The sequence below is a fragment of the Psychrobacter sp. CX97 genome (genome assembly GCF_057396285.1).
Map to the genome: position 1 here is coordinate 184,922 of NZ_JBXYJE010000005.1, position 24,780 is coordinate 209,701.

20 protein-coding genes and 1 pseudogene are annotated in these 24,780 nt (G+C 42.1%); 7 read left to right on the forward strand and 14 right to left on the reverse strand.

The window, feature by feature from the left end; genetic code table 11:
* Positions 1-21 precede the first annotated feature (21 nt).
* Positions 22-900 carry an alpha/beta fold hydrolase gene (locus AC2SLL_RS05920; protein WP_486530762.1) on the reverse strand — a complete coding sequence of 293 codons (879 nt, stop codon included), beginning with the start codon at positions 898-900 and terminating at the stop codon, positions 22-24.
* Positions 901-1,266: 366 nt separating this feature from the next.
* Entirely contained in the window at positions 1,267-2,085 is an 819-nt protein-coding gene (locus tag AC2SLL_RS05925) for a Cof-type HAD-IIB family hydrolase (RefSeq protein ID WP_486530763.1), read from the reverse strand.
* Positions 2,086-2,445: 360 nt separating this feature from the next.
* On the opposite strand from AC2SLL_RS05925, the gene AC2SLL_RS05930 reads away from it, so the two are divergent.
* Together AC2SLL_RS05930 and AC2SLL_RS05935 are read left to right on the forward strand one after the other, a co-directional pair.
* On the forward strand, positions 2,446-3,540 hold the full coding sequence (locus AC2SLL_RS05930) for a PTS sugar transporter subunit IIC (protein WP_486530764.1): 1,095 nt from the start codon (positions 2,446-2,448) through the stop codon (positions 3,538-3,540).
* A gap of 713 nt (positions 3,541-4,253) precedes the next feature.
* Positions 4,254-5,171 (forward strand): DJ-1/PfpI family protein, encoded by a 918-nt coding sequence (locus AC2SLL_RS05935; RefSeq protein WP_486530765.1) that lies wholly within the window; start codon positions 4,254-4,256, stop codon positions 5,169-5,171.
* A 186-nt stretch (positions 5,172-5,357) separates the two neighbouring features.
* On the opposite strand, the gene AC2SLL_RS05940 is transcribed toward AC2SLL_RS05935, so the two are convergent.
* The 4 genes from AC2SLL_RS05940 to recG form a co-directional block, all read right to left on the reverse strand.
* A complete protein-coding gene (locus AC2SLL_RS05940; protein ID WP_486530791.1) occupies positions 5,358-5,621 on the reverse strand; it encodes an alkaline phosphatase in 264 nt (87 codons plus the stop codon).
* A gap of 331 nt (positions 5,622-5,952) precedes the next feature.
* Complete coding sequence (locus AC2SLL_RS05945; RefSeq protein ID WP_486530766.1) at positions 5,953-6,174, reverse strand: hypothetical protein; 222 nt, start codon at positions 6,172-6,174, stop codon at positions 5,953-5,955.
* A gap of 251 nt (positions 6,175-6,425) precedes the next feature.
* On the reverse strand, positions 6,426-7,295 hold the full coding sequence (locus tag AC2SLL_RS05950; protein WP_486530767.1) for a bile acid:sodium symporter family protein: 870 nt from the start codon (positions 7,293-7,295) through the stop codon (positions 6,426-6,428).
* Positions 7,296-7,961: 666 nt separating this feature from the next.
* Positions 7,962-10,175, reverse strand: a complete 2,214-nt coding sequence (recG, locus tag AC2SLL_RS05955) for an ATP-dependent DNA helicase RecG (protein ID WP_486530768.1) — start codon at positions 10,173-10,175, stop codon at positions 7,962-7,964.
* A 599-nt stretch (positions 10,176-10,774) separates the two neighbouring features.
* Here recG and lnt point away from each other — a divergent pair.
* From lnt to AC2SLL_RS05975, 4 genes are all read left to right on the forward strand, one after another.
* A complete protein-coding gene (gene lnt, locus AC2SLL_RS05960) occupies positions 10,775-12,352 on the forward strand; it encodes an apolipoprotein N-acyltransferase (RefSeq protein ID WP_486530769.1) in 1,578 nt (525 codons plus the stop codon).
* A 537-nt stretch (positions 12,353-12,889) separates the two neighbouring features.
* Positions 12,890-13,330 carry a hypothetical protein gene (locus tag AC2SLL_RS05965; protein WP_486530770.1) on the forward strand — a complete coding sequence of 147 codons (441 nt, stop codon included), beginning with the start codon at positions 12,890-12,892 and terminating at the stop codon, positions 13,328-13,330.
* A 551-nt stretch (positions 13,331-13,881) separates the two neighbouring features.
* Positions 13,882-15,735: an aminopeptidase P family protein gene (locus AC2SLL_RS05970; protein WP_486530771.1), complete on the forward strand. Its 1,854-nt coding sequence runs from the start codon at positions 13,882-13,884 to the stop codon at positions 15,733-15,735.
* A 200-nt stretch (positions 15,736-15,935) separates the two neighbouring features.
* The gene (locus AC2SLL_RS05975) at positions 15,936-16,724 is read left to right on the forward strand and encodes a class I SAM-dependent methyltransferase (protein ID WP_486530772.1); all 789 of its coding nucleotides are present in this window, start codon (positions 15,936-15,938) and stop codon (positions 16,722-16,724) included.
* A 35-nt stretch (positions 16,725-16,759) separates the two neighbouring features.
* On the opposite strand, the gene AC2SLL_RS05980 is transcribed toward AC2SLL_RS05975, so the two are convergent.
* The 3 genes and pseudogenes from AC2SLL_RS05980 to AC2SLL_RS05990 form a co-directional block, all read right to left on the reverse strand.
* Complete coding sequence (locus AC2SLL_RS05980) at positions 16,760-17,068, reverse strand: cupin domain-containing protein (RefSeq protein ID WP_486530773.1); 309 nt, start codon at positions 17,066-17,068, stop codon at positions 16,760-16,762.
* 77 nt (positions 17,069-17,145) lie between these two features.
* Positions 17,146-17,652 (reverse strand): TonB-dependent receptor domain-containing protein, encoded by a 507-nt coding sequence (locus tag AC2SLL_RS05985; protein ID WP_486530792.1) that lies wholly within the window; start codon positions 17,650-17,652, stop codon positions 17,146-17,148.
* Positions 17,653-17,664: 12 nt separating this feature from the next.
* Positions 17,665-18,169: pseudogene (locus AC2SLL_RS05990) on the reverse strand (iron chelate uptake ABC transporter family permease subunit); the annotation flags it as partial.
* A 245-nt stretch (positions 18,170-18,414) separates the two neighbouring features.
* Here AC2SLL_RS05990 and AC2SLL_RS05995 point away from each other — a divergent pair.
* Positions 18,415-19,428 (forward strand): helix-turn-helix transcriptional regulator, encoded by a 1,014-nt coding sequence (locus tag AC2SLL_RS05995; protein WP_486530774.1) that lies wholly within the window; start codon positions 18,415-18,417, stop codon positions 19,426-19,428.
* A gap of 119 nt (positions 19,429-19,547) precedes the next feature.
* Here AC2SLL_RS05995 and AC2SLL_RS06000 read toward each other — a convergent pair whose 3' ends face one another.
* From AC2SLL_RS06000 to urtE, 5 genes are all read right to left on the reverse strand, one after another.
* Positions 19,548-21,101 (reverse strand): phospholipase D family protein, encoded by a 1,554-nt coding sequence (locus AC2SLL_RS06000; protein WP_486530775.1) that lies wholly within the window; start codon positions 21,099-21,101, stop codon positions 19,548-19,550.
* Positions 21,102-21,350: 249 nt separating this feature from the next.
* Positions 21,351-21,932, reverse strand: a complete 582-nt coding sequence (locus tag AC2SLL_RS06005; RefSeq protein WP_486530777.1) for a dihydrofolate reductase — start codon at positions 21,930-21,932, stop codon at positions 21,351-21,353.
* 79 nt (positions 21,933-22,011) lie between these two features.
* Complete coding sequence (locus AC2SLL_RS06010) at positions 22,012-22,872, reverse strand: thymidylate synthase (RefSeq protein ID WP_486530778.1); 861 nt, start codon at positions 22,870-22,872, stop codon at positions 22,012-22,014.
* Between the two features lie 71 nt (positions 22,873-22,943).
* Entirely contained in the window at positions 22,944-23,825 is an 882-nt protein-coding gene (gene lgt, locus AC2SLL_RS06015; RefSeq protein WP_486530779.1) for a prolipoprotein diacylglyceryl transferase, read from the reverse strand.
* A gap of 215 nt (positions 23,826-24,040) precedes the next feature.
* Entirely contained in the window at positions 24,041-24,739 is a 699-nt protein-coding gene (urtE, locus tag AC2SLL_RS06020; protein ID WP_486530780.1) for an urea ABC transporter ATP-binding subunit UrtE, read from the reverse strand.
* Between the last annotated feature and the right edge of the window lie 41 nt (positions 24,740-24,780).

Genomic DNA, 24,780 nt, shown 5'->3' on the forward strand with positions numbered 1-24,780 from the left:
CATTGTCATTGCGACTGAGGATCACTGTGACTGACGATCATTGCGACTGATAATATAGTTCATCACTACCCGATTAAATTCATCGGCTTTACCAATGTGTGGCCAATGCCCGCAACCACTAAAAATATGGGCATCAGCGCTAGGAGTAGCGGTCAGAAGCTCTATGGTACGCGACAAAGGTACCACTTTATCGTTCATACCATGCACCAACAATACTGGAATCGGCAACTGAGCTAACGCCTCTAAATCAAGGGGTAGCGCGTCACGGTCACGATCACGCGCATCTAAAAGAGCAGGTCTGCGTCCCGCTAAGTCGTCTTTTAAAGCTGCGTCATAACGCACTTTAATTAACGTGTCACAAACTATTGAACTATCTGTGATTTTTCTCTCTAGGCCTTGACGTATAAATTCTTTAGATATCTCAGGGCTAGGCTGATAAGCTTTTGCTTCATCACGCTTGTGCCCACCAGTGCCAATTGATATAACCCCTAACACGCGTTCCGGATAATCAATGGCTAATTGCAACGCCACCCAACCGCCAAGAGAGCTGCCATTTAACCATGCTTTGTCGATATTAAGCGCATCCATCAAGCGAAGGGTATGCGCCCCCCACTCTTTAATACCATACGTCACATCGGGGGCGCAGATGGTCTCTCCATAGCCAATAAAGTCAAATGCTATGGTGCGTAGGCTGTTGCTAAGCTCAGGAAGGTTTAGCCACCAAGTTGAGGCGGCGGAAACACCAATGCCTGAGCCATGTAAAAATAGCATCGGCTCGCCGTCGCCGCTCTCAAAATAGTGCGTTAACTCGCTTGTGTCTGTTTGAATCCATTTGTCTTCAAGGTTAAATAAATCATCCGTTTTAAAATCTGGTGGGGATAGGGTCATGGTACGTTTCATCTCTATTCTAATAGTCAAAGAAGTCTAAAATGGTTACAAGGCAACCGAGTGCAAGTACTACTAGAGTAGGCTTAACGAGGTTAACACTGTAACCGTTTAGTAGTTCGTTGACTATATATGATCTTTATTCAGTCTAAATGCTACATTAAGGTCTATTAGTTATCAAAATTAGGGGCTTCAAATATGCTTGACCAGCGATTAGTGGCGCTAAAACCCTTCCACTATCGTTGCCTGTACTGCACTCACTTCACACTAGCCCTGCTTGCACTACTCGTTTATAAGCGCCTGCACTGAACATTTCTAAGCGTCTGCACTGAACGTTTCTAGAGGGTACCCATTTCTAAGTGGTACCGCTGCTAACCTGTCCTATATAAATTGATCTAACACGGCTTGCAGTCCATATTCTTCAATACTGCCTGTGATTAAATCTGCCCGATCTATTAGCGCTTGCTGACCATCTCTCATTGCCACGGCAAACCCAACCAAGTCAAACATTTCTAAATCGTTCAAACCATCGCCACACGCCATCGTATCCTTCACATCAATATCAAAATAGCGGCAAACATCGAGTAGACCGCGTGCTTTAGAAGCCTCTATCGGTAGGATATCGCCACCCATGGAATGCCAAGGCACAAGCTTTAAATGATACTGAGCAAAATTTATGTCGTGCATCTGATAGCCCGTATCGCTGAAGAATACCGAACACTGATAGACAGCGTTAGACTTGTAATAGTCAGGGTCTATAATGGAGTTTGGATGTTTCATATGAAACTCACGTATTCTCTCATCGATCTGTGCCCAAGCCAGATGTGTCGCAGAATCAAACTTATAGACAAGCTGGCTGGCTTGACAAAGCCTTGCGATAGTATCTGTCTCGACACTCGATAAGGGATAGTCGCTAATAATACCGTTTTTATCAAAGCTATATTGCCCATTGGTGCAAATAATGGCATCAAACACATCTGCATCCAGTAGCGCTAAAATGTCTTTAGGCAAAATTGATTTTGAACGACCTGTGGCAATGACCAATTTAATATCTGTTTTAGCAAGCTGCTCAAGCGTTGCTTTATTGTGCTCAGCAATCACACCGCCACGGCTTAGCGTGTCATCAATATCAAAAAATATAATTTTTGGTCTAGGAATGCGTTGCCTATCAATATGTTCATTAATCGAGTTTTTAATCATAGATTATAGCGCTTATGTTTTTTGTTACTTATTTCGTTATTATTTTAGAGGTTGTACGCCCCTCAAAGCCAAAAATTTTAGTGTCCGATAGCAAAAACAGATAGACTTACTCTATCATAATTATTTAAGCAGCATTGTTGTTGCAAAGTTTGGCTATTGCAGAGTAATTGGTTATTGCAGAGTAAAGAGTAATAAGCCCTTAAGGTATAGTCAAACTATAGAACGATAGATAGCGCTATGGATAGTAATTTACATAGGGGAAGTGAGTAAAGCCGCTTCAACCGCGCTTCTGTCAATCTTAACGATATAAATAAGTCTTAACTATCATAAATAAAACCATCGTATCTTAGGAATCTGATTATGACCCAGTCATCATCTGTCAGTGCAATACCCACCCCTGTCAGGGCCTTTTTTAACAAATATTTTATTGATGCTTTTACAGGTATGGCATTAGGTTTATTTGTGACGCTTATCGCTGGGTTAATATTCTCCCAAGTAGGACGTGGGTTAGAGATGCCACTGCTTATCGACCTTGGTAAATTGGCATCTGTCTTAATGGGTGCTGGCATTGGCGTCGGGATCGCTTATTACCTAAAAGCCCCAACCTTAGTGGTGTTTGCTTGTTTAGTGGCGGGCATGATGGGGGCGCATTCTGAAGCGTTAATGGCGGGCACATTATTTACCCCACAAGTAGGTGCTCCCCCAACCTTTTTGGCGGTACCGGGCAACCCCATTGGTGCTTATTTGGCGACCGTATTTGCCTATCGAGTGGGTACGTGGATACAGGGTAAAACGAAGCTCGACATTATCTTGGTGCCTTGGGCGGTAGGCATTGTTGCCTTGGCCGTTTGTGCTTGGTTAAACCCACCAGTGGTTAGTTTAGTCAACTCAATTGGCGAGGGCATTCAAATAGCCACGCAACTACAGCCATTTATGATGGGTGTGGTCATCGCCGTAGTCGTGGGCTTACTACTGACCATGCCAACGTCTAGTGCCGCCATTTGTATCGCTATTGGGCTTGATGGTTTGGCAGGGGGTGCCGCTGTTGTCGGGTGTGCTGCTCATATGATTGGCTTTGCCGTTGCCAGTTACAAAGATAATGGCTTGGGCGGTGCCATTGCTCAAGGGCTGGGCACCAGTATGCTGCAAATTCCTAACATCTTTAAAAAGCCAATTATCTTACTCCCTGCCATTATCGCCAGTGCCATATTAGGCCCCATTGCTACGGTAGGTTTTGGGTTGTTGTGTACGGCCAGTGGGTCAGGCATGGGCACAGCGGGGTTGGTAGGCGTATTTGGTATTTTGGAAGCCTCAGCAGAGTCCATGTCCAGCAGTTCTATGTGGCTTGGCATCATTTTATTAATGTTTGTCTTGCCTGCTATCATTGCTGGTCTAGTCGCTTGGCTGATGAGGCGCATGGGCTGGATTCAGCTGGGCGATATGACCTTGCCATAAAAGCGCTGTCACAGTTAACACGTCTATGGGTTATCTGATCTACTAACGGAAGGTGATTTATTGTGCGATATTTTTTAGGCAATACGCTTTAAGTGAGGGATGCCTTTTTAACAGGCTGGAGCGTGTCCTCAATTCGTACAATGGTATTTAAATGGGCTAAAAATAGCTAAATCTTGTCATACCGCGTCAAATAACGGGTAAATATCTCGATATTTACGGCATTATTTCCCTTGTCTGACTACGATTTATCTTATTTTTATCTCCATTTTCAAAATGAGGACACGCCCTAAAACTTCTCATGGCAAATTGTTTTCACATGGCACACCGCTGTATTTAAATTCTAAATTTTGGTAACGCCTCCCCTTTTAGCTACGCTTTGTATCATCTTGGCTACGCTTTACCTACAAAGCTTACGAAATATTAAAAGTATCCTTACTTTAATCACTTGCTGATTTGTTAAATTAGATAGATAAATAAACACCCCATTATGATTAACGCAGAAGAATATTAGTACATCAGAATAATAAGTAAATGGTGTAATGCATGAATACCGTAAACTATTTACACTAACCGTGATGACAACGTGATGACAATGGGCTATCTATAATCTATAAGCAACTGCCTATAGCAGATAACTATGATAATCATCTAACATACTTAACCATATAACATACTAAAGACAACATACGAAAGATAACATAGGAAAGATTATTATGAATATTAAAGAGACGTTAGGACATATAAAAGAAACGCTAGGACTTGAACCTCAAGAGATAGACGACGGTGTATTTATCCCCGCACAGTCGGCCTTAAAACTTGCAGCACCAAAAAAAAGTAATTATGACAATACAGATTATGATAGCCCTTATACAGGTAACAAAAAAATCCTTATGGTCTGTACGGAACAAGAGTATATGACCATGGCAAACGGGAAAAAGTTTGCAACTGGGAATCAGCCCATTGAAATGATGGTACCGATGTTACACTTCAAAAAGGCTGGGTTTGATATCGACGTGTTTACCCCGACTGGACAATCGGTCAAGATCGAAGATTGGGCGATGCCAACAGAAGATGACAAGGTTCAAGAAATCTACGCAGAATATCAATCAAAATTTGAACAACCCAACAGTTTAGCAGACTTCGTAAAAGATAAAATGGGGGATAATAAAGACTATGTGGCTATTTTTATACCCGGTGGACATGGTGCGATGTTAGGCTTGCCAGAAGATAAAAATTTAGGCAAATTACTGCGTTGGGGGCACGATAATCATCTATTGACTATAGCCCTTTGCCACGGGCCAGCCGCTTTGTTGTCTGCAAACTTAGATGCTGCCGATTCGGACGATACAGGTAACGTGAAGCCTTCGAATCAAGACTTTATCTTCAAAGGTTATGAGATAGTTGCATTCCCAGATGTGATGGACAAACAGATGCCCAAACTGGGCTATCTACCTGGAGATATGCCGTGGTATTTTGGCGAAAAATTAGAAGCCTTAGGTATGAGTATTAACAACAAATTGGCGACCGGTCATACCCATCAAGACAGAAAGCTAATTTCAGGCGATGGTCCTCTAGCAGCCAATGACCTTGGTAAATTGGCTGTCAAAGAATTGTTAAAAGCAGTTCGATAAGGCTAAAGTAAGTTATAGATATAAGCAAAAGTATAGAGAAACCCTAATAGAAACTATAAAAAAGGCGCTAAACAAAGGGCTAAAAAAAGGGGCTAGGCTAAATAAAATTATTTCGCCTAGCCCCTTTTTTATACCATTATTAAAGAAACTCTCTAATAATGGAAAGGCTTAATAAAAATAGCCTGTCTAAGGCTGTTTAGATTCCGCAAGATTTAATAAGTTACCCGCATAATTCATAATGTGGAAAATCTCATTTTGCTCACTGGTGCTAGATACCAAGCTGGCGCCTGGACCTCTCGCATATATACTGACATCCTCTGCCGCATGGGCTTCAGAGTTTAACGGCACTAATGCTTCCTGATGAAACCCTGAATCTGTGGTATCGATATTAGTTAAATCACGACGACCTACTTCTGGACCTGAGTCATAAGAAGCATCGACTTTGGTTATTTATAAGTTATCAGCAACACTGATTTGCAACGATAGCGGTAAAGCTATTGATGACGCTCCTGTAAAACTTGCCAAAAGTATTATTTTTTTATAGGCCAATACACACTCTCAATCAATGTCAATATTATATGTGAAAATCGGACAGACTATACGTCTTACTGATGCGGACACCTACATTATGATATAGCCGGCGAACTGCTCAACCGCTAAGATAAAAGGTAACGAATGAGAGTGAAAAGTAAGGCATAAAAAAACGCATAAAAGACATAGGCTCTGCTAAATCTTATATACGCTAGGTCACTCTGTGGTTATGATTTTTCTCTTTTAAACGCTACTTACTGGCTATCAAACCTTTTAAAAATTCGATCACTTTGGCACTGTGTTCAGAGTTTTTAACTTCTTCCAATAGCTCAGTCTTTGACATATTTTTATATTTTTCAATATCTTGCATATCAAAGTCTTTCGTCATATCCATTAATCCAGATAGCCCACCTCCGTCAGTGTCTTTATTACCTTTAACGGCGCTTGTTATATCATTTAGATTCATCATCATTTATTTCTTGTTAGATTCATTCCAGAAGCAAAAATTTATGAAGTGCTCATTCAAGTACCCATTTTTAAGTACCTGTTACTTCCATGCTGAAAAGGTTTCAACACTTCATTCTACCGCAAATGTAAGGTAATAAATAATAGTATCGACTAAGCAGATAGGGTAGGAGATATACAGATTCGTTAATAAGTGTCTCAGTGGTTAACACGTTGGGTCAGGGCATAGGGCTTCATGTATGCAAGGTCGATAAATGGTCATTCAACCCTTCGAAACAATAATATATACGGTACAACCAGAATATACATGACCACGCTATAAATAGCCGCTGGTAACGCAAAAGCCGGCAACATAGTATCCATCCCTGCTGATATCGCTAGCAGTCCAGAGAGCGCCAAAGCCATGGTACTGTTTTGAATACCTACTTCAACCCCAATGGTTTTTGCATGTTTCCAAGACAATCCCAAGAGTCTAGGTAGGCCAATACCTATGGTAAACAGCGATATAAGTAAGGTTAAAACCATGATGGTCAGAGTACCTGTTTCGTTTAATAGTAACTCGCGGTTACTGGCAATCGCCAATATTACCAGTAAGATAAACAATACGAGTGCCACTGTCATAAATTTGTTACGGTGTTTTTTGGTAAAGCCTGATGCTTTTTCATTGATCAATATACCCAGCCCCACCGGTAGGGCGGTAATTAGGAACATTTTCATCCCCATGCTCACTAAGCTTACGTGTCCTGATGCATCGCCTAGGTAATGGCTATAGGCAATAGTGGTTAAGATAGGTACCGTGACAATAGAGACCAAGCTCATTATTGATGTCAATGCCACCGATAATGCCACATTACCATTTACCAGCTTACTAAGAACATTACTGGTAACCCCGCCCGGACAAAAACTCAATAACATAAAGCCAAAGGCAAACTCTGGGCTGGGTTTAAATAGGAAGATTAATAGTAGGGTAACCAGAGGCAGGATGATTAATTGTGAAATAAACCCGATAAAGAAAGGTTTGGGCGCTTTAAAAACGTACTTTATGTCCGCCAATTGCATGGATAATCCCAATGCAAACATAATAAAGCCTAGAACGAGGGGCAATAAAGCCACAGAGAGAGCGTCCATACTGAAATCCATTTAAGTAGGTAAAAAGTATTCCAGACCCGAGCAGTAACGCCATATCTTTTCTTAAAGACAACCTATCTTTGTCAAACTCACTAACCCTACTATATTGTAGCGTTTGCACTTGTTTTCCTTGATATCTTAATTTTCAGATTTAGGATAACTTTGTGAGCTTGGTTAAACTGCTAGTGTTTTTGATCCGCTAATTCTATAACAGGATACTCATATAATTAACGACGTGTAGAAACGCTTAATAATAGCGGTTAGGTGCATTTTCAGGATGGTTTTACTCGTTATTGTAATTTTCGGGAAAGGGGATTGGTTTTAGTATAGGTAATTGAGGAGTCTGTAACAAGCTTTAAGCCGTTTTTAAAACAATCCTCTTTTCAAGGTACAAGGTGGAGCTGGCTTAGAACCCCTTTATCTCTAATGTCCCTAACAATCAAACCCCCAGTCGCCTTGGGACGCAGTTTAGCCTCGATTGCAGCGGTATTCTGACGCAGACAATGGTGTTGCGGACTTAGCTAGTCGTCAGAAAATCTTAGATTTTCTCTTGCCTCGATATGAGAAGGGTAAAGCAGTGCTCATTTAATCCCTTCTCATATCGAGGCAACAGCAACGCATCTGTTACTGTAAACATAAGACACCGTAAACCCAACTGCCGTACATTTAAACATTAGTATACCGACTCGCCTCAGGCATCCAGCGGTGAATCAGCTGAGTGACCTCAACCTTGCGTGCGTCATCATTAATTAAGCGTTTGGCAAGGTGACTGGCGATCATCAGTAAGTTTTCATCACGGCTAAGATCAGACACATAATAGCCAATATTACCCGTTTGGCGTTTACCAAGTAACTCGCCCGGCCCGCGCAGTTGTAGATCCTTTTGGGCGATTACAAAGCCGTCATTGCTGTCTCTGAGTACATTTAACCGTTCAATACCTGTCTCGGATAATGGCGTTTGGTACAACAGTACGCAATAGCTTTTAGTCGAACCACGTCCCACACGACCACGTAGCTGATGCAATTGCGACAGACCTAATCGTTCCGCATTTTCAATGACCATTAACGAGGCATTGGGTACATCAACGCCCACCTCAATTACGGTGGTCGCGACCAATAAATCCAGCTCGGCATTTTTAAACGCCGCCATAATGTCTTGCTTTTCTTTAGACTTCATTTTGCCATGCACCATGCCGATACGAATATCCAAGCGTGCACTTAAATCGGCAAATGTGGCTTCAGCTGCTTGCGCATTTAGAGTACTGGAGTCCTCAACCAAAGGGCAGACCCAGTACGCTTGTTTGCCCTCTTTACAGTTGGCGGCAATACGCTCAATAACCTCATCACGGCGATTGCGGTCAATCGTCACGGTGGTAATTGGGGTACGGCCAGGGGGTAACTCGTCAATAATAGAGGTGTCCATATCGCCATAGGCACTCATCGCCAGCGTGCGTGGAATAGGCGTAGCGGTCATAATAAGCTGATGCGGCGTACTGCCCGCCACGCCCTTATTAGTCAGTGCCATACGCTGTTCAACCCCAAATCGGTGCTGTTCATCAATAATAGCAAGCCCCAATTTGGCAAACACCACCGCGTCTTGAAATAGGGCATGAGTACCGACAACAATTTGCACCTCGTTTTCTGCTACATCGGCTAAGGCCTCACGGCGCTGTTTGGTTGTTTGTTTTCCTGCCAGCCAACCGACCCCAATCCCTAATGGTTCAAACCAAGACTTAAAGTTAATCAAATGCTGCTCGGCTAAAATCTCGGTCGGTGCCATAACGGCAACCTGCCAACCACTGTCAAGTGCATAGCAAGCCGCTAGGGCTGCAACTAAGGTCTTACCAGCACCGACATCGCCTTGCACTAAGCGCAGCATCGGAATAGAGGTCGCCATATCACTGGTAATCTCTTTAATGACGCGATTTTGAGCGTCGGTTAATGCAAAGGGCAGGTTTGCCAATAGTTTGGTGGCAAGTGGGCTTTTATTGTCGCATTTAGGTGCTTTATGTTGATGTAATTGCTTGCGACGATATAACATGCTCAGTTGATGCGCGGTCAACTCCTCGACAATTAGGCGCTGGCAAGCTGGGTGGGTACGTTCCTTTAATTGCTCTAGTTGAGCCACTTGCAGACTGATATCGGTGTGCATTGGCGGCATATGGATCAGGGTTAACGCTTCAAATAAGCTAAGCGTTTGCCAAGTTTGAGCGCGTTGTGCGTATGTCTGGCTCTTATTTTTATTAGAAAAATGGTAATCAGTAGCGACCGGTGCAGGTAAATTTGCCACGGCTTGCCAATCTGAGTTTTGAAATACCGTCATGGGCATACCTTGCTGACTTACCGTTTGCAGCGCCAGTTTAACTAAGGTACGCAGTTTATTCTGGTGTAATCCCTTAACACTCGGGTAGATAGGCTGTAGCCCAGTATTAATGACAGGGGCACCCACTGTAACTATCGTGTATTCAGGGTGTGCCATTTGTACGCCATAGCGGTTTATTTTAATCTCGCCAAACACCCGCAGCCGAGTGCCGAGCGTCATCGTTTGCGTAAGCCCAGAATATACCTTGAAAAAGCGAAGCTGAATGGCGCTTGTTTCATCTTCGATAGTCACGGTCATGCCACTACGTTTATTATCCACGTAGGTAACTTCGCCTTCAACTAAAGCCGCTTGACCATCTTGTAAGTCCCTCATATTGACGAGGCGGCTACGGTCTTCGTAATCCCGAGGCAGATGCAGCAATAAATCAAATAAGCGGGAGATACCCAATTGCTCAAGCTGACCTTCGATTTTTACTCCAACGCCGGCAAGCACGTTAATGGGTAAATCAACGGACGTCATTTGTGGTTGGGCACTTGGTCTGTGTTTACTATCGGGCATTGGTTATCCCTTGATTGGGTTTGTTATATCGTAATCTGACAGTATAGTGGCTGTATTATAGTATAGTGCAACCGCCTCTAACCGTTAATATTGTTCATTAGAGTCAACGTTATGGTCGATGATTGTTCTGTTTACCTCGCTTGTGCTACCCGCTTGAATAAATGAGTTGTACTGTGTACTCGGTAGGCATTTAATATGAACTTGGTTATTTGGTGGTTATTTGGTGGTTATTTGGTGGTTATTTGGTGGCTATTTAGTAGTTATTTGATGATTGCTTTGTGGTTATTTTAGACAATGTCGACTATAGCGTATCAGGCTTAGGATTTTTCGCAAGACACTGGTATGATACGCCCATTATTTTGGTTTCATCCTTCAGGTCTACACTGTTACATTCGTTTTTATAGTTAGGGCACTTCCTCATTTCTAACAACTAACAGGTTAGGGGCTAAAAATGGATGTCTTCTGGTTAAACTACGTTTGATTTCTCACTAATATAGCAATATTGTTTGAATTCATTCGTGTTTTAATGAGTAGCACTCTTATTTTTATCCTAGACTTCTAAATGAAGACATGCCCTAATATTAGATATTGGAGCCGTCATGCGTGCCTCAACCCAACACGTTCAAACCAGACTTAGCCAGCCTGCTGAGTCTGCCCAGCAAAGCGCAGTGCCAATTGGTATTGCCGTTATTGTCGCCTGGTTGGCAGGGGCGATGTTTATGCTATCGCTTGCGCCCTTTGGTTACTGGATTATTGCCTTAATATCGCCCGCCTTGTTGTACGCCTTACTGTTAGCGCCGATGTCTAATCTACGCGCATTTGTTATTGGCGAAGCATATGGCATGGGGCTATGGTGTGTTGGTGCTTTTTGGCTATATACCTCCATTCACGACTATGGCGATGTCTCTATGCCACTGGCATTGCTGGCTATCGCAGTGATGGGTCTCGGTATGGGGTTATTTCATGCAGTGTTGGCTGTGATATTCAATCGCTTTGTCGGTAGGCAGCCTTTGGCATTTGCCGCATTGTGGGTGCTGCAAGAGTGGATGAAAACGTGGTTATTTACTGGATTCCCATGGTTATTTGTGGGATATGCTTTTACTGAGCAGGCTTGGTTATCCTCACTGGCGCCTGTCGGCGGTGTATTTGCCATATCATTTGTTGCCATATTGTTGGCGGCAAGCTTGGTAGAGATATTCCGTCGCCGTGCGGGTTACATGGTAGTCACGGCGCTACTGCTGGCATTAAGTGTGGCGTTATGGTTAATTAACCCTGCTTGGACACAGCCTAAAGCAGGCAAACCAGACCTTAAAGTTTCACTCATTCAAGGCAACATTCCGCAAGACCTAAAATGGTTGACGGAATATCAGTATCAGACGTTAGAGATCTATGCTGGGCTGACAGCAACCGAGTGGGGAAGAGACTTGGTAGTGTGGCCAGAGTCCTCTATTCCCATGTTTCAAACCGAAGCATGGCCCTTTATTACCGAGATGGTCAAGTTCGCCAAAGAAAACAATACCACATGGGTCACTGGCATACCTTATAAAGATGAGGCGGCGTTTAATCCTGAGACGGATAAATATGCACCATTCTATAATGGCGTAATTGCACTGGGTGCCGATGCCGAGGGTCTGTATAAAAAACAACGCCTTGTGCCGTTTGGCGAATATATTCCTTTTGAGGGTGCACTAGACTTATTTCCCAACTTAGCGGGCAGTCAAGAGGTTTTGAGTTATAGCCGTGGTTCAGCACACCAACCGCCACTAAAAGTGCGAGGTCGTAACTTAGGCTCAGCTGTATGTTATGAAGTGGCATATCCTGACACCACCCGCCGCAATGCGATTGATACCGACTTTCTACTTACCATCTCTAATGATGCTTGGTTTGGTACCTCTGCCGGCCCATTACAACATTTACAAATGGTACAAATGCGGTCATTAGAGACAGGGCGTTGGTTTATGCGGGCAACCAATACAGGTGTAACGGCTATTATTGACCATAAAGGCAGAATTGTGGCACGTGCGCCCCAGTTCGAGCGTACGGTGCTTCGTGGTCAGGTACAGTCGCGTACAGGGGTTACCCCTTATGTTCGATTTGGCAACTATCCAATATTGGCCATCATTACTCTATTGCTACTATTGAGTGTTATGGGGAATTATGTATCAAAAACTCGATAAAAAAGTGCACTGCTAATCCATAAATAAATTAAGGTGTTTTTACATAAGGTAGCAAATTAAGATATAATAGCAAGATAAACCAACCGTATTGGTGTGGCTCAGGTTGTCATAGCAACCTTAGGCATGAGCAGGCAGTGGCCAATTAAGCCAATGGTGAATGATGTATTGATGAGTTCACTTGTTGGTTACGAATAAAAAATTCGTGTTTTGTGTGTTATTTACAAGAGATAAGCAACGCATTGTTTGTGAAGGTACTCTTTGCAAGGTGCTGGTTTTAAAATGTTTGTTTCAAAGTATTTTATTTACAGTGTTTTATTCAAAGTGCTAAGTTTATGCATTAAGGTTAAGATTCTATTTGTAAACGCATCATCTTGTAAAGGCGTCATATTTTAAAGATCCAATTTATTCCAGTTACCAAAATTATAAAGCACCACTTTAAAGGTTATACTTACTCTTATTCGACCTCATTATTAAAAGTGCACTGCACCAATGTGATGATGACATCTTTAACACTCAGCTGATATACATAGGTGATTTATGGCAGATGCAAGCCAAAACAAACCCATTAAAGAATTCACATTCGCCATTTTTGGTATTATTCTGTTTTTGGCGATGATACTGTTAATCGCAATTTCCGCTTTTTTACGACCAGCAGGCGATCATGTGGTAGCGGAAGCCCCTACTGAGGAAGGCGCGACAGAAATGGTTGCAGCTGAAGCAAATGCGGAACCGGTAGCTGAAGAAACAGCACCATTAGCAGAGCCAGCAATAGCAGAAGGTAAGGCAACATCAGAGACTGCACCTGCTGCGCCAGAAGGTAAAGAGGATGCTGGAGCTTCGGCAGAAGACGTTGCCACTGATACTGCGGTTGAAGAAAATGTTCTGCCACCTAATGAGGGTCAGCCTGCTGAAGCTAAACCTACCCAAGAACTGAAAGAGGCAGCAGCGGAAGTGAAAGAAGAAAAAGCAGCTGAATAACTCACTGTAAAAATAGACCAATAGCTGTTTTTTGAATAGACAGGTTTTCAATCAACAAGATGATTGCATTTGGCCGCTCAGGTTCTTATGTTGAACAATAGCTATTGAAGAGCTTGCTACAGCGTTAATCAATCAACGTGCTATCCTATTATTGGGTAGCACGTTTTTTTATATCGGATACGCCCCATATATAGTCAGCGAACTACTAAACGGTTACAGCGTTAACCTCGTTAAGCCTACTCCAGTAGTACTTGCACTCGGTTGCCTTGTAACTATTTTAGACTTCTTTAACTATAGTTAGTCAAAGCATGAGACGGGGAATTTATCGAAAATTAGTATATTAGTATACAGTTGGAAGAGATATAGTCGAAACACTTATGGTCAGAGTCATTATAAACGGCTACGGTGGTGACCTCCCTAGAGATACTACGTGTACTATTGACATTCTTTAGCCTTGAACCTGAAGCATAGAGCATAGATATCGACTATAGCTGACAAGATTTAAAAAATAAAAATACCAATAAAAGTACCAATAAATAAGAGAAAAAAATATGACCAAACAAATATTTCAAGACCGTATTAGCAAACTGCGTCAAGTCCTAAAAGAAAACGACATTGCTGCCATTATTATGCCGACTGCCGACCCTCATTTATCGGAATACCTACCAGAGTATTGGCAAGGTCGTGAGTGGCTGACTGGGTTTACAGGTTCCGTTGGGACACTGGTTGTTACTCAAGACTTTGCAGGCATGTGGACGGACAGTCGTTACTGGGTACAAGCGAAAGACCAATTGGCTGGTACTGGTATTGACATGCAAAAATTGCAAAAAGGTCAGCCCAATCATATTGATTGGCTAGCGTCACATCTTAAGTCTGGGGACAATGTCGCTATTGATGGCAACGTTCTCTCACTATCAGAACAAGACCGATTGCTGGATGCTTTTGAAGAGGCTAATGAAGATAGTGATAATATTGAAACACGAGAAGAAGGCATTCGACTCATCACTGAACAAGATTTACTGACGCAACTATGGGCAGACCGTCCAGCGTTACCCAGTGCCAAACTCTTCGCCCATGATGCCCAGTTCGTCTCTCAATCAGCCAAATCCAAACTTGCCGATGTGCGTGAGCATATGACAGAGCTTGGTGCCAGCCATCACCTGATTTCAAGCTTAGATGATATCGCTTGGTTAACCAACTTACGGGGTAGTGATGTCGATTACAACCCTGTATTCTTGGCACATATGCTGATCAGCCAACATCAAGCCACTCTTTTTGTCGATAGTAACAAGGTCGATAGCGACATTGCGCAATTGCTTAATGAGGCAGGGATTGATATTGCAGAATATGACCAAATTCAATCTGCATTGAGCCAACTCACACCTGCGGATTTATTGCTACTTGACCCTAATAAAGTGGCTGTGGGTACCCTAAATGAGCTAAGGGATGATATTGGTATGATTGAAAATATCGCACCAAGTACTTTACTCAAATCTGTCAAATCACCTCAGGATATCGAGCACATACGTGAAGCCATGCGTCAAGACGGTGCCGCATTATGTGAGTTTTTTGCAGAGTTTGAAGCCCGTCTAAGCCAAGGCGAACGTTTAAGCGAGCTTGATGTCGATACCATGTTGATAGCCGCGCGAAGTAAGCAACCACACTATGTATCGCCAAGCTTTCCCACCATTGCAGGCTATAACGAAAATGGTGCGCTACCCCATTACCGTGCGACAGAAGACAGCTTTAGCTACCTAGAAACGGACAGTGGAAAGGGTGGATTGCTACTGATTGACTCAGGCGCTCAGTATCAAAACGGTACCACAGATATTACCCGTGTGGTCGGTATAGGGAAGGTAAGCGAGGCGCAAAAACGTGATTTTACCCTCGTATTAAAAGCGCATATTGCGCTCGCCCAAGCTTATTTTCCAGACGGTTTATCTGCGCCTTTATTAGATGCCATTTGCCGTGCGCCGTTATGGAAAGAGCAACTCGACTTTGGTCACGGCACAGGTCATGGCGTTGGTTACTTCTTAAATGTGCATGAAGGTCCGCAAAGCATTTCTTACAGTACACCAGCGACCGCCCAACGAGCCATGAAAGCTGGCATGATTACCAGTAATGAGCCAGGATTATATCGTGAAGGGCAATGGGGTATTCGTATTGAGAACTTAGTTGTGAATCAGCCTGTAGCACATCCTACCGAGTCTGAGTTTGGCAACTATATGTACTTTGAAACCGTGACCTTATGTCCAATTGATACTCGATTGATTCAAGCTGATTTACTCAATGCAGATGAAAAAGACTGGTTAAACAATTATCACCAGCAAGTATTTAACGAGCTGAAAGACCGAGTTAAAGGTCATGCGTTAGTTTGGTTGACTGAGCGTACGAAGGCGGTTTAATAGGTTTAAAGCTTATAATGACTATTCCCAAATAAAAACCCTCTTTTAGAAGACTAAAAGAGGGTTTTTATTTGGGAATATAATTTATATATTCTAATAAGTTTGGTTTAAGTGTTTAATAAGTCGGTATTCATTATGAGTTAAATTATCTATTGTAGGGATAGTCCTATAAGGGCAAGCTTAATTCTCGGAGAATTTATATGACTCACTCAGATAATGAAAATCTAAGCCATAACCAAGTAGTCGACCGCCAATTTAGCTCACAAGCAGCAAAGTATTTAACCAGTAGTGTACATGCAACAGGGCAGGAGTTTGCTATTGTCGACAATCAACTGCGTCAATTTGATCAACCCCATGTGTTGGATTTAGGCTGCGGAGCAGGGCATATAAGCTTTTGTGTTGCACCTGTTGCTAAAACGGTCATCGCCTATGATTTATCTGCCGAAATGCTCAAAGTCGTCGAGATAACTGCATCAAAAAAAGGACTGGATAATATAAATACGGTAAAGGGTATCGCTGAGTCCTTACCCTTTGCCGACAATAGTTTTGATATAGTCATTAGCCGTTTTTCAGCACATCATTGGCAAGATGTGCCTCTTGCCTTAAGGGAGATGCGCAGAGTTTGTCAGCCTAATGGTCGCATTATTATCATAGATATCATGGCACCTGCAAACCCTTTGTGCGATACCTTTTTACAAACCATAGAAATATTGCGTGATAACAGCCATGTCAGGGATTATTCAGCAGCTGAGTGGCAACTTATGCTTAGTCAAGCAGGCTTAGCCGTTAATACTATGCAAACTCATAAGTTGTTATTAGAGTTTGACAGTTGGATCAGTCGAATGCGTACCCCAACAAACTATGTAAAAGCTATTCAAGCCTTACAACAGCAGATAGGACAAGAGGTAAGAAAGTATTATAATCTACAGTCAGATGGCTCATTTACCACCGATGTGGTCACATTAACTGTTAGAGTCAAGCTCGCCTAAACCAAAATTTTATCTATATAAACAATATAAGGCACTTAATTAGAAGGCTCAAAAAATATAACACTAGCTTCAATGGGTGCAAAGGGTTTGTGAGCAGTGTTTTTGGGTATGACTACCATCTCCCCTGCGTTAATTTCGACAGTTTCATCTTTAAGTTTTATAAAAAGCTGTCCCGCCACAACATGAAATAACTTATCTTCAAATTCATGGTTATGCCAGTCATAATCGCCTTTCAGCTTCGCCATTTTTACTTGCATTTGGTTAAAGGCAGTGGCCGTTTTGGGCTGCCAAAATTCTTGAATACTCTCTAGCTCATTAGCAATATTGGTTATCTTAAGCGTCATGTTGGTGTTCCTTATATTGTGTGTTTTATGTAGCAGTGATCATTTGCAATTTTTTGAATCGCTCTAAAATTTTTAAATTAAAAGTCGACAGTGGCAGAAACCATAACCGTTCGCGGCGCACCCAATCCAAGTGTAGTATAGTGTGGCTTAGTCCAATAATTTTTATCGGCTACATTTTTAATCTCGGAGCGTATGGTGACAGGATACTGCCAAGCTGAGGTTTTGTAGCGAGTGCCTAAGTCAACTATCGTATAGTTTGGAATAGATAGTGTCTTGTCATCAGCAGCATACTGGTCAGAGACAGAGGTTACATTGGCTGTTAATGTGAGGTTGTCGATATAAGGTTGGTCCCATTCTGCGCCTAGTTTCGCCTGCCATTTGGGTACACCTGTGGGTTGTTTACCTTGATTGAGGCCCCCGTTCAGACTGGCATCAATATAAGTAACACCCCCCATCAAACGCACATTTGGCAATGGTGCACCAAAGAAACCCCATTCAATACCTCGGTTTTGCTGCTCTCCCTCCACCGCATATATTTTGCTTATTGGGTTGACATCAGCATAAGGTTTTTGAATATCAAACACACTTAAAGTGTGTGAAAAATCACCGAGCAGCCACCCTTGCATGCTTTGTAGAATATTATGTTGATAGGCATAAAATTCTACTATTGCGCTCAGTACACTGCCATACATCAAGCCGAGCACAGGAATTAAAACCGAGTTTTTAAACTTGATGCGTTTAATGATGGCGATAAACAGTAGGCTAGCTACAAAGCAAAAAGTTAGAGAAAACAACATTTTGCTAAAAGTACTGGTATTGGGTAATAGCTACTAAAATACCCAGTTTCGCTGCATCTAGTCCGCCAGATGTAGCAGGCTCTACGAATTTATTGTGTACTATGTGCTGTAAAATAACGCCGCTAGTCGCAAGCCCAACGCCTATTAATATCAAGGCAGCTAAACGGGGTATTCTACTGGCTGTCAACGTGAGCCAAGTATTACCCGATAAGTTAAACAGCTCAGGCAATACAATTTGATTAGTACCGATAACTAAGGAGATAACACAGAGAGCGAAAAATAAAATCAATAATCGGAATAGCATTAATTATTCGGCATTAAGGTTTGTGAGAATGATTATTATCTACTATCCTTTTTTTAATTATGTAATAATCGGAAAAAAAGAATGTCGCAATTGGAAAAGTTTTTAGCATGTGGTTCGCTTTGCATTGTAGTGACCTTCGCTAGATTACATACTAATGAGTATTAGGTTGTATTGATGATGGCTATATTGAAGATAGTGAGTAAATTGAAGATAGTGAGTGAATTGAAGATAGTGAGTGACAAATTATGACTATAAATTATGATAAGTTGTTATGGGTAACTAACAGTATTGGTAACGCAGTCGTTGAAAGTGCCTACGATGACAGTAATGACGTGGGAAGTGCCGTTAGAACTGCCCCAGTTACTGTAAATCCCGTTGCTGTCAATAAAGAAACGCACCAAATTCGCCAAGGGTTTCGATTGGTTCGTGAACAGACCTATACATCCACTCCCCTCTACTATCCGCCATTTGAAAGAACAGATTATATTGGGGTATGTTTTGTGTTTGCTCCAGAAGAAATAGATAAGAATAATCTAGCTTTTAAGCATATCTATCATAAAGATTTGAATATTACGAATGGCTTTCAATATCAAGCAGAGACTCTATACGCTATAAATAAGCCTCTACATTATGTTAGTTTACAGTTTGATAGTTACTTTATTGAATCGCTAAATGAACAGCAGTCAATACCAAAATGGCTATTAAGCCTGGCTTCTTATAAAGATGGATATGTACTTGACCGGATAACTGTCTCGCCTATTTTAAGACATTTAGCATGGCAGATAAGTCAATTGCCACTAACAAGGTTACTTAGCGACTCGTTGCGTATAGAGTCTAAAGCTTTAGACTGGCTGGCTGGCATGATTGAGTCTAACCCGACACATAAGCCTATAAATGATCATGTCTTAATGAGCAATGATTTAACGAATAAATCAAAGAGGTTTGTGATGTTAGCGTTTGATATTATTCATAAAGAATACTCTCAGCCACTAACTATCCGGGAGCTGGCTTTAAGGGTAGGGACAAATGCCTCGTATCTAAAACAATATTTTAAGTCTTATACAGGGCAAAGCATTCATGAGTACTTGACTCATTATCGCTTAAGACAAGCTCAGAATTTGCTAATACTACAGCCTATGCTTAATATAAAAATAGTTGCTGAGCTGTGTGGGTATCAAGCAGGGCATTTTAGTCAATTATTTAAAGATACCTATGGTATTTCTCCGTCCCATTATCGTCAAACTAATATAGCTAAGTAGTTACAGTACCTAATAAGCAATCCCTCTAAAAAAATAGCAATCATAAGATGTCTTTTTATACGGTTATTTTTATTATAAAAAGGGGTCGGTTTTTAGATTTTTATCGTCTCATATCATCCTCATAATAACCACTCAATGGGTAGCAACGAACATATCCAGACCCCAATACGGGACCATGCAGAGCTGTGAGGCTCATCATCAAACTCAACAATCTGATGGTTCTCTTCAGTTTCCCAGTGCAGTTTTCCTTGGGGGGTTTTGCTAACCACATAGCTGTACTGCATCTGATTTTTCTTCATATTATCAGCCAGATAACTTGCCAGATCTGGACTATCGAATATAAACCCCATCTCTGTGTTTAGTGAAGCGGAGCGAGGGTCGATATTAAAAGATCCAATAAACAAGGTTTTGGTATCGATAATAAAGGTCTTGGCATGTAGGCTGGCACCGCTACTTTTGATCATGCCGCCATGGTGTTTGGTAATAACAGTCGCCATCGGCTTTAGCTCAAAAAGCGATACGCCAGAGTCTAGCAAGGGTTTTCGATATTTGGCATAACCGGCATGGACAGGTACGACATCAGTGGCTGCAAGAGAGTTGGTAAGTACAGCGACCCGTTTGCCATCTTTAGCCAGCGAAGTAAACACATCTTTACCACGCTTGGTGGGGACAAAGTAGGGAGAAATAATCAGCAACTCATTTTGGGTTTGCTGCATCAAAGGGATAATATTGGTAAGAAGTGAGTCGGATTTTTTGGGCTGTCGTAATACTTTGGCGGGAGAGTCACTGATCAGCTGTGTCTCTGTCCATATTAGAGGCAGTGAGCCCTCGCGCAATTTTTTTACAAACGTAGATTGTCCCAATTCTTTTAAAAAAGTGTTCGTCTCAGTATTGTTAATAGGTTTGGGATCAAAGGCGGCAAATGTCTTATCTTTTATAATATTTTCAGCCGGATAAGAGGATTCACTGACCCAATACTGATCAAAGTCCTGCTCGACATCTTTAGCAACTGGTCCAACGGCCAGAATATCCAAGTCAGCAAACATGACACCACTACCAAAGCCAAAATATTCATCGCCTACATTACGACCACCCCCAATGGTCACTAAGCCGTCTGCGGTAAATGATTTATTATGCATCCGCCGATTTAGGCGAAAAAAGTCACTTAAGTAACCTAGTGTACGAAAGCGGCGCTGCATAAACGGGTTGAACAGACGCACTTCAATATTAGGGTGTGCATTGACCTTAGAGAGCAACTCATCCATACCATCAGTGTTGTTATCATCAAGCAATAGACGCACCCGCACCCCACGCTCAGCGGCTTGATATAGGCTTTGCATGAGCAGGTGGCCAGTGGTATCGTCGTGCCAGATATAATATTGCACATCTAACGTATCTTGAGCCGATGCTGTGAGTGCTAGCCGAGCCAAAAAGGCTTCATGACTATTATCCAATAGGTAGATACCACTTAGCCCAGGATGCTCATTTATGACAGGCAGAATCTGTTTAGCTATGGTGCTATTAGGATCGACAGGAAGGTGGACTGAGGCCTTGCGCTGAGTATTATCAGGTAGATCTTGATAAGTCATTAAGCCCAGTAGAGCCAGCAGCACCAATAGTCCTAACAAAGCTATGACTATAATCAGCAGTTTTTTTAGTACGCTTACTAACATAGCGGGCCCTTTATGGCTAAACAAAGACGAATCAAGAATCTTATAGGTGGACGCTGTTTAAAGGTCATTGTTGTTAAGGTGGATGTTGTTTGCAGGTATTTAGAACAGTCAGTATGGTTAAAAGTTGCTACCCCAGCTCCTGATAGTTTGATAAAACGGTCAAAAAAAGCCTACGTTTACAGCAGGCTCTATTTCTTTATTCGTCTATTAAGCCTCTATTAAAAAGCAGCTTAGTCTATCAGCTATGCTTTATGATTTTATTTTCATATAAGTGACAAATTTATAAGTCAAACCGTTATCGTCATCAGTATGAGAGTCAGACTCTGAGGCAAGCTCAAAACCTTCTGGGATTTCTGGGTAAAATGCGTCTCCATTTTCAATCTCAGTATCTACCACTGTTAGCTCGATGCGGTCGGTATACATCATAGTGTTTTTGAAAATCTTCTCACCACCAATGATCCAAATGGTTGTAAATTTCAAACCATGTGCTACGTTAGCCGCTTGAGTGAGAGCATCATCCATATTATGTACAATAATAAAGTTATCGTTTTCAGTTAGGCCGTTTTCTTTGGCATAATCTAATTGAGTAGTGATGATAAAGTTAACCCTTTTTGGCAGAGGCTTGCCACCCATCGACTCAAAAGTTTTACGACCCATAATGACGATACCTTTGACACCGCTATCGGCATAGGCATCAGTTTCTGCTGTGGTCATCGCTTTAAAGTGTTTTAAGTCCTCTGAAATATGCCAAGGAAGACGATTGTTTTTACCAATACAGCGGTTATTGCTGATGGCAGCAATTTGGGCAACTTGGGTGTGCGCATAGCTCATTAGAAGGTCCTTTTATTATAAATAAGCGGTTATAAGCAGTTGTTTTTAGTCAATACTTAAACGTTAAGGGTGCTAAAAATTATACGGCAACGGGTGCTTTAATGGCTGGATGTGATTGATAGTTTTCAACTCGAATGTCTTCAAATTTAAAGTCAAAAATATCTTTCACGTCTGGGTTTAACCATAAGCTAGGTAGATCATAAGCGGTACGTGATAACTGCTCGTTGACTTGAGTAATATGGTTTTGATAGAGGTGACAATCACCACCTGTCCAAATAAATTCGCCAACTTTTAAGTCACATACTTGAGCAATCATATGAGTAAGGAGAGAGTAGCTCGCAATATTAAACGGCACACCTAGGAATAAATCTGCTGAACGCTGATATAATTGACAAGACAATTTTCCATCAGCCACAAAAAATTGGAAAAGGGTATGGCAAGGGGGTAGCGCAACTTGATTAGCTTCCGCTGGATTCCAGCCTGAAACGATTAAACGACGCGAATTTGGATTGGTTTTTATTTGCTCAATAAGCGTTTTTATTTGGTCAACCCCATCTTGCCGATAACGGCCATCCTCATTTTTTGTGGCGCCATAATTACGCCATTGGTGACCATAAATTGGGCCAAGCTCACCTTCTGGGCGACCAAAACGAGCAGTTTGCTCAGCGGTAGACCACTCATTCCAAATACGCACACCGTTATCTTGCAAATACTTAACGTGCGTATCGCCATTTAAAAACCAAAACAGCTCATAGGTAATAGATTTCATATGAACTTTTTTGGTGGTCAGCAAAGGAAAGCCATCGTTTAAATCAAAACGAATTTGGGCACCAAAATGACTTAGCGTACCCGTGCCCGTTCTGTCTCCTTTAGGGGTGCCGTGATCACGCACATAGCGAATTAAATCAAGGTAAGCAGCTTCATTTTTTGAGGTTATCATAGTTATCAGTATATTAATCAGTGTGGTTGTGAATGTATTGAAGATATTGAAATAGACGCAAATTATACCGGTTACGCGGCTGCGTATTTGCCCCAGTCATATTCTTGACGGCGATAGGCTAAGATCATTAATACGACACCAAGGATAATCATCGGTAAGGTATACAACTGGCCTTTACTCATCCAGCCAAATATCAGCTCGTAACCTGCATCTGGCTGGCGGAAAAACTCAATTACAAAACGGCTGATGCCGTAACAAAGCATAAATAATGCCGATATTGCCATGCGCGGGCGAGGTTTTGATGAAAACCACCAAACAATAATAAAGGTCAATAAGCCTTCCGCAAATGCTTCGTACAACTGTGAGGGATGACGGGGTAATAAATAAATGCCGTTCACTTGCGTCATTAAGGATTGCAAGGCAGGGTTAGTATTAATCAGCTGTGCATCAAAGGCAGCGGCTTGAGGAAAATAAGTCAGCCAGCTGTATCCACCGTCTGAGACACGCCCCCAAAGCTCGCCATTGATGTAGTTACCAAAGCGGCCAAATAGCAGCCCAGTAGGTACGCAAGGCACAATAAAATCTAATACGTTGAAAATTGGCTTTTTGTATTTACGTGCAAAAAATATCATGGCCAGTGCCACACCCACAAAGCCCCCATGGAACGACATACCGCCTTCCCATACTCTGAATAGATACATCGGGTTTTGCAGCAATTCGCCAAACTGATACAGCAGCACATATCCAATACGGCCCCCTAATATCACACCAAGTGCGCCATAGAATACAAGGTCTGACACCATATCACTAGTCCATCCCTCTCTTTTAGTACTGCGATACCAAGCAAGCCCATACGCGGCTGCGAAGGCAAGTAAATACATAAATCCATACCAATGTACTTGTACTGGACCTATGGATAATGCGACAGGATCAAATTGAGGATGAATCATCATAGTAAGTGTCTATAGTTGTATTATTTGATGAGAGTCATAATAGCAAAATTTAATCAATAGAGCATTACAGTCTGTTTGATCATTCACAAATTAGTCCTAGCCACTTCCATGCTTGAAGGATCAAAACAGACCCTGAACTATTATTTGATTGAGCAAGATACAAAAAAGCCGAGTACGTGGAGGACTCGGCTAAGGTAGTAGATTTAGAGTTAAGTTTAAATCGCCACCAGTTCTTGAATATTGTTTTCAGCCATCACATTGCCTGCGCCTTGAGCCACAACTTGGCCGCGTGATAGCACAGTATAATTATCAGCAAGCTCTTCAGCAAATTCATAGAACTGCTCAACTAAGACGATTGCCATATCGCCTTTATCCGCCAAACTGCGAATGACTCGGCCAATATCTTTAATAATAGAGGGCTGGATGCCTTCAGTGGGCTCATCTAAAATGAGAATACGAGGCTCGGAGGCGAGGGCACGCGCAATAGCCAACTGCTGCTGCTGACCACCGGACAAATCACCGCCACGGCGATGCTTCATCTCATCAAGCACTGGAAATATATCGTATAGATGCTTTGGGACTTTGCCTGCTTTGCGCTGTGAAAACTTTGCCATGCCAATAAGGATGTTTTCCTCAACCGTTAACGTTGAAAAAATATCGCGGCCCTGCGGAACATACGCCAATCCCTCACGCACACGCTGCTCAGGTGTCATCTTACTGATGTCTTTTCCGTCTAATAAAATCTGGCCTGATTTTATTGGCAAAATACCCATTAGGCATTTTAGTAACGTGGTCTTGCCAACACCGTTACGGCCAAGTACCACACTACATTCCCCAATCGGGGCGGCAAGCGTCACATCACGTAGAATATGACTGCCGCCGTAGTATTGATTTATGGCATTAACTTCTAACATATAAACACCCTAATTTTTGTGTAAATTCTGATTTTTTAATA